The organism is Noviherbaspirillum sedimenti, assembly GCF_003590835.1.
GTDB lineage: Bacteria > Pseudomonadota > Gammaproteobacteria > Burkholderiales > Burkholderiaceae_D > Paucimonas > Paucimonas sedimenti.
Genome location: NZ_QYUQ01000002.1, coordinates 755,424 through 770,238, shown reverse-complemented (window position 1 = coordinate 770,238; position 14,815 = coordinate 755,424). Strand labels below are relative to the sequence as shown.

Below are 14,815 nucleotides of genomic sequence, written 5' to 3'. Positions count from 1 at the left end.
GTTAATTATGGTTAACCCTTGAGGGTATCGAGATCTTCAACATTGATGGTGTCCTGGTTACGGAACAGCACCACGAGGATGGCCAGACCGATCGCGGACTCAGCCGCGGCAACGGTCAGAATGAAGAAAACGAAGATCTGCCCGGCCGCGTCGCCCAGGTAATGGGAAAACGCGATGAAATTCATGTTCACGGCCAGCAGCATCAATTCGATCGCCATCAGCAGGATGATGATGTTTTTCCGGTTCAGGAAAATGCCGACGATCGAAATCGCAAACAGGATGGCGCCAAGCACCAGGAAATGCGCGAGTGACAAGTCCATAGTCCCTCCCCCTTATTTCTGTTCTGCCGCAGGAGCTGCGGGTTGCGCGGCGTCGCGATTGGATTCCGCCTTCATCTTGACGATGCGCACGCGGTCGCTGGCCTTGACCTTGACCGCATCCGACGGGCTGAAATACTTGCTGTCCTTGCGGCGACGCAGGGTCAGCGCAACGGCGGCAACGATCGCCACCAGCAGGATCACCGCAGCGATTTCAAACGCATAGATGTACTGGGTATAGATCAGCAAGCCCAGCTCCTTGGTGCCGCCAATGCTCGCAGACGCTGCCGGGATTACCTGGTCAGCCTTGAGGAAGCCGCGCCAGATCACCGCCGCCATCTGCAGCACGATCAGCACGCCGATGCCGGCCGCCAGCGGCAGGTAACCCCAGAAGCCGGCGCGCAGCTTTTCCAGATTAATGTCGAGCATCATCACCACGAACAGGAACAGCACCATGACCGCGCCGACATACACCAGCACCAGTACGATGGCGAGGAATTCGGCTTTCAGCAGGAGCCAGATCGCGGCAGCGGAAAAGAATGTCAGCACCAGGAACAGCGCGGCATGGACCGGGTTGCGGGCGGTAATGACGCGCAGGGCGGCAATCACCATGATTGTCGAAAACGCGTAAAACAATGCAGTTGTAAATTCCATAATGGGCCAGATAAATAATTTTTTGCGAAGCTGCTATCTTGTCAATGCAATCGGATCAACGATAGGCGGCATCGGCCGCGCGGTTCGCGGCAATTTCTTTCTCATACCGGTCACCCACGGCAAGCAGCATTTCCTTGGTGTAGTACAGATCGCCGCGTTTTTCGCCGTGGTATTCCAGATGATGCGTCTCGACGATCGAATCAACCGGGCACGACTCTTCGCAGAAGCCGCAGAAGATGCACTTGGTCAGGTCGATGTCGTAACGGGTGGTACGGCGGCTGCCGTCATCACGCTGTTCCGATTCGATGGTGATGGCCAGTGCCGGGCATACCGCTTCGCACAGTTTGCAGGCGATGCAACGCTCTTCGCCGTTCGGGTAGCGGCGCAGCGCATGCAGACCGCGAAAACGCGGCGACATCGGCGTCTTCTCTTCGGGGAACAGTACCGTGATCTTGCGAGCGAACAAATAGCGACCAGTCAGGGCCAGGCCCTTGACCAGCTCGCGCAGCAGCAGGCTGCCGAAAAAATCTTTAATGGCTTCCATTTTATTGCGCCTTTATTTCCAAATATTCCATGGCGACAGGATCCAGCCGGCCACGATCACCAGGTAGGCCAGGGTCAGCGGAATGAATACTTTCCAGCCCAGGCGCATGATCTGGTCATAGCGGTAGCGCGGGAACGATGCGCGCGCCCAGATGAACAGCGACACCACGAAGAAGGTCTTGATGCCCAGCCAGATCCATCCCGGGATAAAGGACAGGAAACCGAACGGCGCATCCCAGCCGCCGAGGAACATCAGCGACGCCAGCGCCGAGATCAGGATCATGTTGGCGTATTCGGCCAGGAAGAACATGGCGAACGACATGCCCGAATATTCCACCATGTGGCCGGCAACGATTTCCGATTCGCCTTCCACCACGTCGAACGGATGACGGTTGGTTTCGGCGATGCCGGAAATCACGTAGATCACGAAGATCGGCAACAGCGGCAGCCAGTTCCACGACAGGAAGTTCAGGCCCATGTCGGCAAACATCCCGCGGGTCTGCATGCCGACGATTTCGCCGAAATTCAGGCTGCCCGAGACCATCAGCACGATCACCAGCGCAAAGCCCATGGCGATTTCATACGACACCATCTGCGCCGAGGCGCGCATGGCGCCGAGGAAGGCGTACTTGGAGTTGGATGCCCAGCCGGCGATGATCACGCCGTACACTTCCATCGAGGTGATGGCCATGACGAACAGCAGGCCGGCATTGATGTTGGCCAGCGCCAGGTCCGGGCCGAAGGGGATCACCGCCCAGGCCGCCAGGGCCGGCATGATGGTCATGATCGGCGCGATGAAAAACAAGGCCGTGCTGGCCTTGGCCGGCTTGATGATTTCCTTGAGCAGCAGCTTCAGGGCATCGGCGATCGGCTGCAGCAAGCCGGCCGGACCGACACGGTTCGGGCCGATACGGATATGCATCCAGCCAATCAGCTTGCGTTCCCACAGGGTCAGGTAAGCAACGCAGCCCATGATCGGCAGCACGATGAGAACGATCTTGACGAGGTTCCAGACCAGCGGCCAGAAGGCGCCCAGATACATATTGCCGTGGGTGTGCAATGTCGCGAGAAATTGATCCATCATGCCTTCTCCACGCTGATTTCACCGAACATGGCGCCCAGGCCGACGGTCGCTGCATGCGCCGCGGCGACGCGCACGACATTGTCCGGCAAGCCGCGGGCGATGCCGACTTCCAGGGTCGCACTACCCTGCCCTTGTTTCACATTGATCGTGCCGCCAGCCGCAACTCCGAGTTGTTGTGCCAGCGCTGCGGAAATCCACGCCGCCGGCGCCTGCGCATCGGCGGTTTGTTGCAGCGACTCGGCGCGGCGCACAATGGCGTCGCCGGCGTAGATCGGCACGTCGGCGAGCCGTTCCAGCCCGGTGGCGACGGCGGCTTGCGCCGCCAGCGGTGCCAGGCCGGAAAGATTGTTCAGGCGGCCGCGCAGGTCGGCCTCGGCCGGCGTGGCGACGCCGAGGATTTCATTGCGGATGGCTTCCGAGGATTCGTAGTCGAAACCGCCCAGCTCCAGCAGGTTGCCCAGCACGCGCAGTACCTTCCAGCCGGGACGGGTTTCACCCAGCGGCTTGACGGTGCCGTTGAAGCTTTGTGCGCGGCCTTCGGCGCTGACGAAGGTGCCGGAGGTTTCGGAAAACGGCGCCACCGGCAGCAGCACGTCTGCATAGTCCTTGCCTTGCACGAACGGCGACATCACTACCACCATTTCCGCCTGCTCGAGGGCAGCGCGCGCCTGTTGCGGATTGTGGCTGTCGTATTCCGGCTCGGCATTGAGCAGCAGGTAAGCCTTGCGCGCTTGCGCAAACGCTTCCAGTGCGTTGGCGCCACGCTCGGCGCCATTGCCGGGAATCGCATTGGCGAGGTAGCCGCCGACAGTGTTGGCGGCTTCGGTCAGGTAACCGAAGCTGGCATTGGTATTCTGCGCAATCCACTCGGCAGCCACGTGCAGCAACGCCGCTTGCGGATGCTGGGCAGCGGCATTGCCGAGCAGGATGGCGGTCGGCTCCTCGGCCAGCAGGCTGGCGGCGATAGCCTTGGCGGCGTCGGAGGCTTCGATCGCTTCGAAGCCTGTCGGGGCGGCGATGCCTTTGGCCAGCGCCACGGCGGCGATCACCTGGGACAAGACTGCCAGCCATTCCGACGGCGCGGCGATGATTTTGTTAGCAACCGGCATCAGCAAGTCATCGTCGCTGCCATGCACGATGCTGAGCTTGGCGCCGCGCTTGACCGCCTGGCGCAGTTTTGCCGCCAGCAGCGGATGATCCTTGCGCAGGAAGGAACCGATCACGAGCGCGCGGCGCAGCTGGCCGAATTCGGTCACCGACATGCCCAGCCACGGCGTGACCTTGCCATCGAGGACAAAGTCGGATTGACGCAGGCGGAAATCGACATTGGCCGAACCGAGGCCGCGCACGACTTTCTGCAGCAGCGACAATTCTTCCAGGGTGGAATGCGGCGCGGCCAGCGCGGCAATCGCATCGGCGCCATGCTCGTGGCGGATATTGCGCAAGCCGTGGGCCACGTATTCCAGTGCGGTTTTCCAGTCGGTGGTGATCCACTGGCCGTCCTGCTTGATCATCGGCGCGGTCAGGCGCTCGGCGCTGTTGACGCCTTCATAGGCGAAACGGTCGCGGTCAGACAACCAGCATTCATTGATGTCGTCGTTTTCCAGCGGCAGCACGCGCATGACCTTGCCGCCCTTGACCTGTACCACCAGGTTGCTACCCAGGCTGTCATGCGGGCTGACCGATTTACGGCGCGACAATTCCCAGGTACGGGCGCTGTAGCGGAACGGCTTGGAGGTCAGCGCACCGACCGGGCACAGGTCGATCATATTGCCCGACAATTCGGAATCGACCGTCTTGCCGACAAAGGAAGTGATTTCGGCGTGCTCGCCGCGGCCCAGCATGCCGAATTCCATCACGCCGGCGATTTCCTGGCCAAAGCGCACGCAGCGGGTGCAATGGATGCAGCGGCTCATCTCTTGCATCGAGATCAGCGGGCCGGCCTCCTTGGGCGCGACGGCGCGCTTTTCTTCGTCGTAGCGCGACGAGGAACCGCCGTAGCCGACTGCGAGGTCCTGCAACTGGCATTCGCCGCCCTGGTCGCAGATTGGGCAATCCAGCGGGTGGTTAATCAGCAGGAATTCCATCACGCTCTTTTGCGCGGCGACGGCCTTGGTGCTGTTGGAGCGCACGATCATGCCGGCCGTGACCGGAGTCGCGCAAGCCGGCAAGGGCTTGGGCGCCTTCTCGACCTCGACCAGGCACATGCGGCAATTGGCCGCGATGGACAGCTTCTTGTGATAGCAGAAATGGGGGATGTAAGTGCCGAGCTTGTTGGCAGCGTCCATCACCATGCTGCCTTCCTGCACTTCGACCTTCTTACCGTCAATTTCGATTTCAACCATGGCTTTTTATCTTCGCCCTAGGGTACGTGAAACGCACCGGATCTGTTAAATGTAAGCGGGTACCAGGCAATGCTTGTGCTCGATGTGGTACGCAAACTCTTCGCGGAAATTCTTGATCATGCCGCGCACCGGCATCGCCGCGGCGTCGCCCAGCGCGCAAATGGTGCGCCCCTGGATGTTGTCGGCGATCGAATTGAGCATGTCCAGGTCTTCCGGACGGCCCTGGCCGTGTTCGATCCGGTGCACCATGCGGTACAGCCAGCCGGTGCCTTCGCGGCACGGCGTGCACTGGCCGCAGGATTCCTCGTAATAGAAGTACGACAGACGCAGCAGCGACTTGACCATGCAGCGCGTCTCGTCCATCACGATCACGGCGCCCGAACCCAGCATCGAGCCGGCCTTGGAAATCCCGTCGTAGTCCATGTCGGTAGCCATCATGACTTCGCCGGTGACCACCGGGGCGGAGGATCCGCCCGGGATCACCGCCTTGATCTTCTTGCCACCGCGCATGCCGCCAGCCAGTTCCAGCAGCTTGGCGAACGGCGTACCCAGCGGAATTTCATAATTGCCGGGACGCTCGACGTCGCCCGAGATCGAGAAAATCTTGGTGCCGCCATTGTTCGGCTTGCCCAGCGCGGCATACGCAGCGCCACCCATGTTCATCACGAAAGGTACGGCAGCGAAGGTCTCGGTATTGTTGATGGTGGTCGGCTTGCCATACAGGCCAAAGCTGGCCGGGAATGGCGGCTTGAAGCGCGGCTGGCCCTTCTTGCCTTCGAGCGACTCCAGCAAGGCGGTTTCCTCGCCGCAGATATAGGCGCCATAACCATGAAAGGCGTGCAACTGGAAGTTGAACTCGCTGCCCATGATGCCATCGCCGAGGAAGCCGGCGGCGCGCGCCTCTTCCAGCGCTTCTTCGAAGCGCTCATACTCGGACCAGATCTCGCCGTGGATATAGTTGTAGCCCACGGTGATGCCCATTGCATAGGCGCCGATCGCCATGCCCTCGATCAGGGCATGCGGGTTGTAGCGAATGATATCGCGGTCCTTGAAGGTACCCGGCTCGCCCTCGTCGGTGTTGCAGACCAGGTATTTTTGTCCCGGGAACTGGCGCGGCATGAAGCTCCACTTCAGGCCGGTCGGAAAACCGGCGCCGCCGCGGCCGCGCAGCGAGGATGCCTTGAGTTCTGCAATGACCTGTTCCGGCGTGATTTTTTCAGCCAGGATGCGCTTGAGCGCCTCGTAGCCGCCGCGCTTGACGTAATCGGCCAGGTGCCAGTTCTGGCCATCCAGGCCAGCCAGGATCAGGGGATTGATGTGACGATCGTGCAGGCAAGTCATTTCCGGGTTACCTCACTAAGCTCCGCGACCAGTGCGTCGAGCTTTTCATTCGACATGTGGCTGCACATGCGCTTGTTGTTGACGATCAGCACCGGCGCATCGCCGCAGGCGCCCATGCACTCGCCTTCCTGCAGCGTGAACAGGCCGTCGGCGGTGGTTTCCTTGAAATCGATGCCGAGTTTCCGCTTCAGGTATTCGGCTGCCTGGACGCCGCCCGACAATGCGCACGGCAGGTTGGTGCAGACGGTGACCTTGTTCTTGCCGACCGGCCTGGTGTTGTACATCGCGTAAAAGGTCGCGACTTCCTGCACGGCGATGGCAGGCATGCCGATGTAGTCGGCAAGTTCCTGCATGACTTCCGGCGGCAGCCAGCCCAGTTCGCTCTGCGCGATGGCGAGCGCGGCCATCACGGCGGACTGCCGCTGGTCGGCGGGGAATTTCGCGATTTCGCGATCGATCTTTTTGTACGATTGCTCTGATAACAGCATTGTTTTTGCCTCAAATCTCAACTTGATCAGCGTGTGAAGAAACCGTAGCGAGCGCCTCAAGGCCGGATCGAGAAGCCCTTGCAGGGCGCACACTGGCTTGCAAGCCAGTGTCGCTCCGCAGGCGGACAGCATGCTGTCCGAATTCCCTGCTTCGCCAGCCGTACTGAAGTACGGCGAGCATCGCAGATCCGGGATTGGGGCGCGCAGTAGGTTTATTCATACGCTTAGCGGTCGATCTCACCAAACACGATGTCCTGGGTACCGATGATCGTCACGGCGTCGGCGATCATGTGGCCCTTTGCCATCTCGTTCAAGCCCTGCAGGTGGGCAAAGCCCGGCGCGCGGATCTTCAGGCGGTAAGGCTTGTTGGCGCCGTCGGAAACGATATAAATGCCAAATTCGCCTTTCGGATGCTCGATGGCCGAATATACCTCGCCTTCCGGCACATGGAAGCCTTCGGTAAAGAGCTTGAAATGGTGGATCAGCTCTTCCATGTTGCTCTTCATGTCCACGCGCGACGGCGGCGCCACCTTGTGGTTGTCGGTCATCACCGGACCGGGATTGTTGCGCAACCATTCGACGCACTGCTTGATGATGCGATTGGACTGGCGCATTTCCTCGACGCGCACGAGATAGCGGTCGTAGCAGTCGCCGTTGACGCCCACCGGGATATCGAAGTCCAGCAGATCATACACTTCGTACGGCTGCTTCTTGCGCAAATCCCATTCGACGCCGGAACCGCGCAGCATGGCGCCGGTAAAGCCCATTGCCTTGGCGCGCTCGGGCGAAACCACGCCGACGCCGACCAGGCGCTGTTTCCAGATGCGGTTGTCGGTCAGCAGGGTTTCGTACTCGTCGATATAGCCCGGGAAACGGCTGGTAAAATCCTCGATGAAGTCCAGCAGCGAACCCTGGCGATTCTCATTCATCTGGCGGATCGCCTTGTCATTGCGCACCAGCGATGCCTGGTATTGCGGCATGGTATCCGGCAGGTCGCGATAGACGCCACCCGGACGGTAGTAGGCCGCATGCATGCGCGCGCCGGAAACCGCTTCATAGCAATCCATCAGGTCTTCGCGCTCGCGGAAGGCGTACAGGAATACCGCCATCGCACCAACGTCGAGCGCATGCGAACCAAGCGACATCAGGTGATTCAGCACCCGGGTGATCTCGTCGAACATGACGCGGATGTACTGCGCGCGAATCGGCACTTCCAGGCCGAGCAGTTTCTCGATCGCCATCACGTAGGCGTGCTCGTTGCACATCATCGACACGTAGTCGAGGCGGTCCATGTAGGGGACCGATTGCAGGTAAGTCTTTTGCTCGGCCAGCTTCTCGGTGGCGCGGTGCAGCAGGCCGATGTGCGGGTCGGCGCGCTGGATCACTTCGCCGTCGAGCTCCAGCACCAGGCGCAATACGCCGTGCGCGGCCGGATGCTGCGGGCCGAAGTTCAGAGTATAGTTTTTGATGTCAGCCATTATTTGACCCCGTACTGTTCTTCGCGGATCACGCGCGGCGTGATTTCGCGCGGCTCGATCGTCACCGGCTGGTAAATCACGCGCTTCTGCTCCGGATCGTAGCGCATCTCGACATAGCCGGAGACCGGGAAATCCTTGCGGAACGGATGGCCGATGAAGCCGTAGTCGGTCAGGATGCGGCGCAGGTCGTCATGCCCCTCGAACAGGATGCCCATGACGTCGAAGGCTTCGCGCTCGTACCAGTTGGCGGCATTCCAGATCTGGGTCACCGAGGCGACCACCGGCAATTCATCGTCCGGCGCAAAAACCCGCACGCGCAGGCGCCAGTTGTGTTCGATCGACAGCAGGTGCGAGACCGCGGCAAAGCGCGGACCTTCCCAGACACCATCGCCATAAGTCGAATAATCGATGCCGCACAGGTCGATCAACTCCTCGAAGCGCAGATCGGCATGGTCGCGCAAGACGCGCATGGCAGCCAGGTAATCGGCGGCATTGACCACGATAGTGACCTCGCCCAGCGCGACATTCAGGCTTTGAAGATGACTGCCAAGCGCATTGCGCAAGGCAGCCTCAAGGATTTCTAGTTTCGTCGACATAATATGCTTTTGCGCCTAGCGGGCGATCGTATTGGTGCGCTTGATCTTGTTCTGCAGCTGCATGATGCCGTAGATCAGCGCTTCCGCAGTCGGCGGACAACCCGGCACATACACATCCACCGGCACGATGCGGTCGCAGCCGCGCACCACCGAATAGGAATAATGGTAGTAACCGCCGCCGTTGGCGCAGGAGCCCATCGAAATCACCCAGCGCGGCTCGGACATCTGGTCGTACACCTTGCGCAGCGCCGGCGCCATCTTGTTGCACAGGGTACCGGCGACGATCATGACGTCGGACTGGCGCGGCGACGGCCGGAAAATCACGCCGAAGCGATCCATGTCGTAACGGGCGGCGCCCGCATGCATCATCTCCACCGCGCAACAGGCCAGACCGAAGGTCATCGGCCACAGCGAGCCGGTGCGGGTCCAGTTGATCAGCTTGTCCGCCGTCGTGGTGACAAAGCCTTCGTTCAATATGCCTTCAATAGCCATGACTTACTCCCAGTTCAGGGCGCCTTTCTTCCAGATATACCAAAATCCGACCACGAATTCGGCAATGAACACCATCATCGTCACGAAGCCGGCCCAGCCGAGCTCACGCATGGCCACACCCCACGGAAAGAAGAATGCGGTTTCGAGATCGAACAGGATGAAGAGAATGGCGACCAGGTAATAGCGCACATCGAATTTCATGCGCGCATCTTCGAATGCCTCGAAGCCGCATTCGTACGGCGACAATTTTTCAGCATCCGGCTTGTGCGGGCCAAGCACGCGACCCAGCACTTGCGGCACGACGCCGACACCAATGCCGACCAGGATGAACAACAAAATTGGAAAGTAATTTGCGAGGTTCACGGTGTGTGCTCGTGCAGATAGTTTGACCAAGAAGACGCCCGACCCGACTTACCACCACAGGTCAAACGCCCTTTTCCCCGATAAAAAGCCAGCATAGGCAAAACCTCCTTGCTGGCTTTTTGATCTCGTTATTTTTTTGGTGCCGACGGCGAGACTCGAACTCGCACAGCTTGCGCCACTACCCCCTCAAGATAGCGTGTCTACCAATTTCACCACGTCGGCATTAGCCCGTTATTTTAACCGCTTTGCCACCATTATTCAATGTACATTGCTGCAAAACAATGAATGAGGGGCCCTATTTGTTTTATTTCGGAATCTGATTCGCCGGAACGGCGGGCGCCGGCGCATTTGCCGCTGGCGTGGCCGCTGGTGCAGCCGATTGTGCATCGCCGGTCGTCGCGGATTGCGCTGGCGTCGGCACCACGCTACTGGCAGCGGGCACTGCCGGCAAGCCCTCCATCACGCCACCCTTGAGCGCACCAGGCTTGCTGCCGACATAAGCCAGCGCCAGCGTTGCGCAAAAGAAAATCGTCGCAGCCACACCGGTCGCCTTGGACAGGAAGTTGGAAGAGCCGCTGGCGCCGAACAGGCTGCCGGATGCCCCGGAACCGAATGCCGCCCCCATATCCGCGCCCTTGCCATGCTGCAGCAAGACCAGGCCGATGATAGTCAAGGCGGACAGGACCTGAACGACGATAATTACAGTAAAAAAGATATTCATTGATTCGCTTCCAATTGCAGGTTATTGCTGAACAGTCAAAAATGCGATCAGGCTGCGCCGATGATCGCCAGAAAATCCGCTGCCTTCAAGGCTGCGCCACCGATCAGGCCGCCATCGATATCCGGCATTGCCAGCAATTCGCTGGCATTTTCCGGCTTCATGCTGCCGCCATACAAAATCTTCACTTGCGCTGCGACTGCGGCATCCTTGCTTGCCAGCCGTGCGCGCAGCGTGGCATGCACTTCCTGCGCCATCGCCGGCGTCGCAGTCTTGCCGGTGCCAATCGCCCACACAGGCTCATAAGCCAGCACGATGCGCTGCAACTGGCTTGCGTCCAGGACTTGCAGTACGGCGTCGATTTGCCGACCAACCACCAGCTCGGTCTGCCCCGCCTCGCGTTCGGCCAGGGTTTCGCCGACACAGACGATCGGGGTCAAGCCCGCGGCCAGCGCGCGCAGGGTTTTCTGCGCCACCAGTTCGCTGCTTTCGCCGTGGTAAGCGCGCCGCTCGGAATGGCCGACGATCACGTAGGCAGAACCGAAATCCAGCAACATCGATGCCGCCACCTCGCCAGTAAAGGCGCCCGCTTCATGCACGGACACATCCTGCGCACCCCAGGCAATACTGCTGCCGGTCAGTTCAGCCTGGCATTGCGCCAGGTAAGGCGTTGGCACGCATACGGCGACATCGCATGCTGCTTGTTGCAAGTCGACCTTCAAGCCGGCCTTCAGGCCAGCCAGCAAGGCAGTATTGGCAGCCAAGCTGCCATTCATTTTCCAGTTGCCAGCGACTAATTTTCGACGCATATCAGTCCATTGTTTAAATAACCCGCTATTGTAGCCCGCTGTGGCAAATGCGGTCAAACCGGCGCGACTTGAATTCTTCGTGCGCCGCATCCCAACTTCGCCCTGGGCCGCCCCCGGGCCGCCCTAGCCCGCCGCCACGGTCAGCACGATCTTGCCGATATGCGTACTGGTTTCCATCAAAGCGTGCGCCTGCGCCGCCTGTTCAAGCGGATAGCTGGCATGGATGACCGGCCTGATCGCGCCGGATTCGAGCAAAGGCCATACTTTTTCCCGCAAGCTGGCGGCGATGTCGGCCTTGAAGGCGACTGGCCGCGGCCGCAGGGTGGAGCCGGTCAGGGTCAGGCGACGACGCAGGACCTGGCCCAGATCAATCTCACTCTTCGATCCGCCCAGCAGGGCAATCAGGACGATGCGGCCATCATCGGCGAGCGCATCGATCTCGCGTGGAACATAGTCGCCGCCCACCATGTCGAGAATGACGTCGACACCCTTGCCTGCCGTAGCCTGCCTGACCACCCCGGCGAAATCCTCGCTGCGATAATTGATGCCGCGCTCCGCCCCCAGCGCTTCGCAGGCGCGACATTTTTCTTCGGTACCGGCGGTGGCGAAGACACGATGCCCCATAGCCGCCGCCAACTGGATCGCGGTGACGCCGATGCCGGAACTACCGCCCTGCACCAGCAGGGTTTCTCCCGGCGCCAGCCGGGCGCGGTCGAAGACGTTGCTCCAGACGGTAAAAAAGGTTTCAGGCAACGAAGCTGCCTCTTCCGGACGCCATCCGAGCGGCAGCGGCAGGCATTGCTCGACCGGCGCGGCGCAATATTCGGCATAGCCGCCGCCTTGCGCCAGCGCGCACACCATGTCGCCGATTTTAAAACTGCTGCGGCCCAGATCCCCCGCAATGATTTCGCCGGCCACTTCCAGCCCCGGCAGGTCCGAGGCGCCGGGCGGGACCGGATAGCGGCCCATGCGCTGCAACACATCCGGCCGGTTGACGCCGGCGGCATGCACCTTGATCAGTACTTCGCCCGCCTTCAGTTCCGGCAATGGCCGCTGGCACAATTGCAGAACCTCGGGCGCACCCGGACGCGTGATTTCAATTGCCCTCATCATTTCTCTTGCTCCATGCTTGCTGTATCTGGCGCATTCGCCGTAAGACTCGATGATATGCCATCCATTCCAGCCAGGCAGAAAAAAACGCCCGGATTCGCACCCGGGCGTTTCATGCAGGCAGCAGCGCGGTGCTGTTGCCGCGCAGTGCTTTGCGCCGATTACTGCTGCGGCTGAGCTGCCTCGGCCTGGCCGGAACCTTCTTCGGCGGCGACAGCTTTCATCGACAGTTTCAGGCGGCCGCGGTCGTCGGTTTCCAGCACCTTGACGCGCACTTGCTGGCCTTCGCTCAGATAGTCGGCAACGGCGTTGACACGCTCGTTGGCGATCTGGCTGATGTGCAGCAAGCCATCCTTGCCCGGCAAGACTTGCACGATGGCGCCGAAGTCCAGCAGCTTCAGGACCACGCCGTCGTAGATCTTGCCCACTTCGACGGAAGCGGTCAGTTCTTCGATGCGGCGCTTGGCTTCCTGGCCAGCCGAAGCATCGACGGAGGCAATGGTTACCACGCCTTCGTCGCTGATGTCGATCTGGGTGCCGGTTTCTTCGGTCAGTGCGCGAATGACGGCGCCGCCCTTGCCGATCACGTCACGGATTTTTTCCGGATTGATCTTGATGGTGATCAGGCGCGGTGCGAAATCGGACAGTTCACCCTTGCCGCTTGGCACAGCTTCCTGCATCTTGGCCAGGATATGCAGACGGCCTTCCTGGGCTTGCGCCAGTGCGACCTGCATGATTTCCTTGGTGATGCCCTGGATCTTGATATCCATTTGCAGCGCGGTAATGCCATTGGCGGTGCCGGCCACCTTGAAGTCCATGTCGCCGAGGTGATCTTCATCGCCCAGGATGTCGGTCAGGACGGCAAATTTGCTGCCTTCCTTGATCAGGCCCATGGCGATGCCGGCCACGTGCGAAGTCATCGGCACGCCAGCGTCCATCAATGCCAGGCAACCGCCGCAGACCGACGCCATCGACGACGAACCGTTCGATTCAGTGATTTCAGATACCAGGCGCACCGAGTAGCTGAACTCTTCCGGCGCCGGCAAGGCGGCGACCAGGGCACGCTTGGCCAGGCGGCCGTGACCGATTTCGCGGCGCTTCGGGGTGCCGACGCGGCCGGTTTCGCCGGTGGCGAACGGCGGCATGTTGTAGTGCATCATGAAGCGGTCGCTGTACTCGCCCATCAGCGCATCGATCTTTTGCTCGTCACGCGCGGTGCCGAGGGTGGCGACCACCAGGGCCTGGGTTTCGCCACGGGTAAACAATGCCGAGCCGTGGGTACGCGGCAGAACGCCGGTACGGATCGAGATCGGCCGCACGGTGCGGGTGTCGCGGCCATCGATGCGCGGCTCGCCTTCCAGGATCTGCGAACGCACGATCCTGGCTTCCATGTCGAACAGGATATTGCCGACTTCGGCCGTATCCGGTGCGGCAGCGCTGATCGAGGCAGCTTCCGCAGCCAGCGCAGCGTTGACGCTGGTGGTCACGTCCTTCAGCTTGGCGGTGCGCGCCTGCTTGTCCTTGGTCTGGTAGGCTTCGCGCAGCTTGGCTTCGGCGAAATGCGCCACGCGGGCGATCAGCGCTTCATTCTTCGGTGCCGGGCTCCACTGCACTTCCGGCTTGCCGCCGTCGCGCACCAGTTCATGGATGGCGTCGATGACCGCTTTCATCTGCTCGTGACCGTACACCACCGCGCCCAGCATCACTTCTTCAGACAATTGCTTGGCTTCGGATTCGACCATCAGCACGGCTTGCTCGGTGCCGGCGACCACCAGGTCGAGGTCGGACTTGGCCAGTTGCGCCACGGTCGGGTTCAGCACGTACTGGCCATCGATGTAACCGACGCGGGCCGCGCCGATCGGGCCGCTGAACGGGATGCCGGAGACGCTCAGGGCGGCCGAGGTGCCGATCATGGCGGCGATGTCCGGGTCGATTTCCGGGTTGACCGACAATACGTGCACGATCACCTGGACTTCATTCATGTAGCCTTCAGGGAACAGTGGGCGGATCGGACGATCGATCAGGCGCGAGGTCAGGGTTTCCTTTTCCGAAGGACGGCCTTCGCGCTTGAAAAAACCACCGGGAATGCGGCCGGCAGCGTAGGTTTTCTCGACATAGTCGACGGTCAGCGGGAAGAAATCCTGGCCTGGCTTGGCATCCTTCTTGGCCACCACGGTGGCGAGCACCACGGTATCTTCGATCGACACCAGCACGGCGCCGGAGGCCTGGCGGGCGATTTCGCCGGTTTCCAGGGTGACTTGATGCTGGCCGTACTGGAAGGTTTTGGTAACTTTATTGAACACGGTGTTTCCTTTCTATTTTTGCCGACGGATTTTCAGGCGCCGTCGTTCACCTCACCACGAGCGATCCATCCAGAGGACGTTCCGCTTTTGCGACAATGGCTTCCTGCCGAATCCAGAAAAAACAAATGCCCACATCAGCGAACTGACGCGGGCATCGACCAACTAATTCGGAAC

Annotated in this window: 15 protein-coding genes and 1 tRNA gene; all 16 read right to left on the bottom strand. The window is 60.7% G+C overall.

Going from position 1 to position 14,815, the window contains the following annotated elements:
* Positions 1–11: 11 nt before the first annotated feature.
* The 16 genes from nuoK to pnp all read right to left on the bottom strand — a co-directional run bounded on the left by nuoK (position 12) and on the right by pnp (position 14,641).
* Complete coding sequence (gene nuoK / locus D3878_RS03670; RefSeq protein WP_119784247.1) at positions 12–320, bottom strand: NADH-quinone oxidoreductase subunit NuoK; 309 nt, start codon at positions 318–320, stop codon at positions 12–14.
* A gap of 12 nt (positions 321–332) precedes the next feature.
* Entirely contained in the window at positions 333–971 is a 639-nt protein-coding gene (locus tag D3878_RS03665; protein ID WP_119784246.1) for an NADH-quinone oxidoreductase subunit J, read from the bottom strand.
* A gap of 55 nt (positions 972–1,026) precedes the next feature.
* Positions 1,027–1,515: an NADH-quinone oxidoreductase subunit NuoI gene (nuoI, locus tag D3878_RS03660; protein WP_119784245.1), complete on the bottom strand. Its 489-nt coding sequence runs from the start codon at positions 1,513–1,515 to the stop codon at positions 1,027–1,029.
* 12 nt (positions 1,516–1,527) lie between these two features.
* On the bottom strand, positions 1,528–2,595 hold the full coding sequence (gene nuoH / locus D3878_RS03655) for an NADH-quinone oxidoreductase subunit NuoH (RefSeq protein WP_119787680.1): 1,068 nt from the start codon (positions 2,593–2,595) through the stop codon (positions 1,528–1,530).
* Entirely contained in the window at positions 2,595–4,943 is a 2,349-nt protein-coding gene (gene nuoG / locus D3878_RS03650; protein WP_119784244.1) for an NADH-quinone oxidoreductase subunit NuoG, read from the bottom strand. Before nuoG ends, nuoH begins: the two co-directional genes overlap by 1 nt.
* Positions 4,944–4,988: 45 nt before the next feature.
* On the bottom strand, positions 4,989–6,284 hold the full coding sequence (gene nuoF, locus D3878_RS03645) for an NADH-quinone oxidoreductase subunit NuoF (RefSeq protein WP_119784243.1): 1,296 nt from the start codon (positions 6,282–6,284) through the stop codon (positions 4,989–4,991).
* Complete coding sequence (gene nuoE / locus D3878_RS03640) at positions 6,281–6,772, bottom strand: NADH-quinone oxidoreductase subunit NuoE (protein WP_119784242.1); 492 nt, start codon at positions 6,770–6,772, stop codon at positions 6,281–6,283. Before nuoE ends, nuoF begins: the two co-directional genes overlap by 4 nt.
* 224 nt (positions 6,773–6,996) lie before the next feature.
* Positions 6,997–8,250: an NADH-quinone oxidoreductase subunit D gene (locus D3878_RS03635; RefSeq protein ID WP_119784241.1), complete on the bottom strand. Its 1,254-nt coding sequence runs from the start codon at positions 8,248–8,250 to the stop codon at positions 6,997–6,999.
* Positions 8,250–8,846, bottom strand: a complete 597-nt coding sequence (locus D3878_RS03630; protein ID WP_119784240.1) for an NADH-quinone oxidoreductase subunit C — start codon at positions 8,844–8,846, stop codon at positions 8,250–8,252. The genes D3878_RS03635 and D3878_RS03630 overlap by 1 nt, the downstream gene beginning before the upstream one ends.
* A 15-nt stretch (positions 8,847–8,861) precedes the next feature.
* Positions 8,862–9,338 carry a NuoB/complex I 20 kDa subunit family protein gene (locus D3878_RS03625; protein ID WP_119784239.1) on the bottom strand — a complete coding sequence of 159 codons (477 nt, stop codon included), beginning with the start codon at positions 9,336–9,338 and terminating at the stop codon, positions 8,862–8,864.
* A gap of 3 nt (positions 9,339–9,341) precedes the next feature.
* The gene (locus D3878_RS03620; RefSeq protein ID WP_119784238.1) at positions 9,342–9,701 is read right to left on the bottom strand and encodes an NADH-quinone oxidoreductase subunit A; all 360 of its coding nucleotides are present in this window, start codon (positions 9,699–9,701) and stop codon (positions 9,342–9,344) included.
* Between the two features lie 137 nt (positions 9,702–9,838).
* Positions 9,839–9,923 (bottom strand) — tRNA-Leu (locus tag D3878_RS03615).
* 82 nt (positions 9,924–10,005) lie between these two features.
* Positions 10,006–10,422, bottom strand: coding sequence for a preprotein translocase subunit SecG (gene secG, locus D3878_RS03610; RefSeq protein WP_119784237.1), 417 nt, complete (start codon positions 10,420–10,422; stop codon positions 10,006–10,008).
* 47 nt (positions 10,423–10,469) lie between these two features.
* Positions 10,470–11,228, bottom strand: coding sequence for a triose-phosphate isomerase (gene tpiA / locus D3878_RS03605; RefSeq protein WP_119787679.1), 759 nt, complete (start codon positions 11,226–11,228; stop codon positions 10,470–10,472).
* Between the two features lie 123 nt (positions 11,229–11,351).
* Positions 11,352–12,338, bottom strand: a complete 987-nt coding sequence (locus D3878_RS03600; RefSeq protein WP_119787678.1) for an NAD(P)H-quinone oxidoreductase — start codon at positions 12,336–12,338, stop codon at positions 11,352–11,354.
* 161 nt (positions 12,339–12,499) lie between these two features.
* Entirely contained in the window at positions 12,500–14,641 is a 2,142-nt protein-coding gene (gene pnp, locus D3878_RS03595) for a polyribonucleotide nucleotidyltransferase (protein WP_119784236.1), read from the bottom strand.
* Between the last annotated feature and the right edge of the window lie 174 nt (positions 14,642–14,815).

Excerpts from the sequence above, each read along its gene's own strand:
- nuoK (WP_119784247.1), bottom strand. The coding sequence starts at position 320 with ATGGACTTGTCACTCGCGCATTTCCTGGTGCTTGGCGCCATCCTGTTT.
- D3878_RS03665 (WP_119784246.1), bottom strand. The coding sequence starts at position 971 with ATGGAATTTACAACTGCATTGTTTTACGCGTTTTCGACAATCATGGTG.
- nuoI (WP_119784245.1), bottom strand. The coding sequence starts at position 1,515 with ATGGAAGCCATTAAAGATTTTTTCGGCAGCCTGCTGCTGCGCGAGCTG.
- nuoH (WP_119787680.1), bottom strand. The coding sequence starts at position 2,595 with ATGGATCAATTTCTCGCGACATTGCACACCCACGGCAATATGTATCTG.
- nuoG (WP_119784244.1), bottom strand. The coding sequence starts at position 4,943 with ATGGTTGAAATCGAAATTGACGGTAAGAAGGTCGAAGTGCAGGAAGGC.
- nuoF (WP_119784243.1), bottom strand. The coding sequence starts at position 6,284 with ATGACTTGCCTGCACGATCGTCACATCAATCCCCTGATCCTGGCTGGC.
- nuoE (WP_119784242.1), bottom strand. The coding sequence starts at position 6,772 with ATGCTGTTATCAGAGCAATCGTACAAAAAGATCGATCGCGAAATCGCG.
- D3878_RS03635 (WP_119784241.1), bottom strand. The coding sequence starts at position 8,250 with ATGGCTGACATCAAAAACTATACTCTGAACTTCGGCCCGCAGCATCCG.
- D3878_RS03630 (WP_119784240.1), bottom strand. The coding sequence starts at position 8,846 with ATGTCGACGAAACTAGAAATCCTTGAGGCTGCCTTGCGCAATGCGCTT.
- D3878_RS03625 (WP_119784239.1), bottom strand. The coding sequence starts at position 9,338 with ATGGCTATTGAAGGCATATTGAACGAAGGCTTTGTCACCACGACGGCG.
- secG (WP_119784237.1), bottom strand. The coding sequence starts at position 10,422 with ATGAATATCTTTTTTACTGTAATTATCGTCGTTCAGGTCCTGTCCGCC.
- tpiA (WP_119787679.1), bottom strand. The coding sequence starts at position 11,228 with ATGCGTCGAAAATTAGTCGCTGGCAACTGGAAAATGAATGGCAGCTTG.
- D3878_RS03600 (WP_119787678.1), bottom strand. The coding sequence starts at position 12,338 with ATGAGGGCAATTGAAATCACGCGTCCGGGTGCGCCCGAGGTTCTGCAA.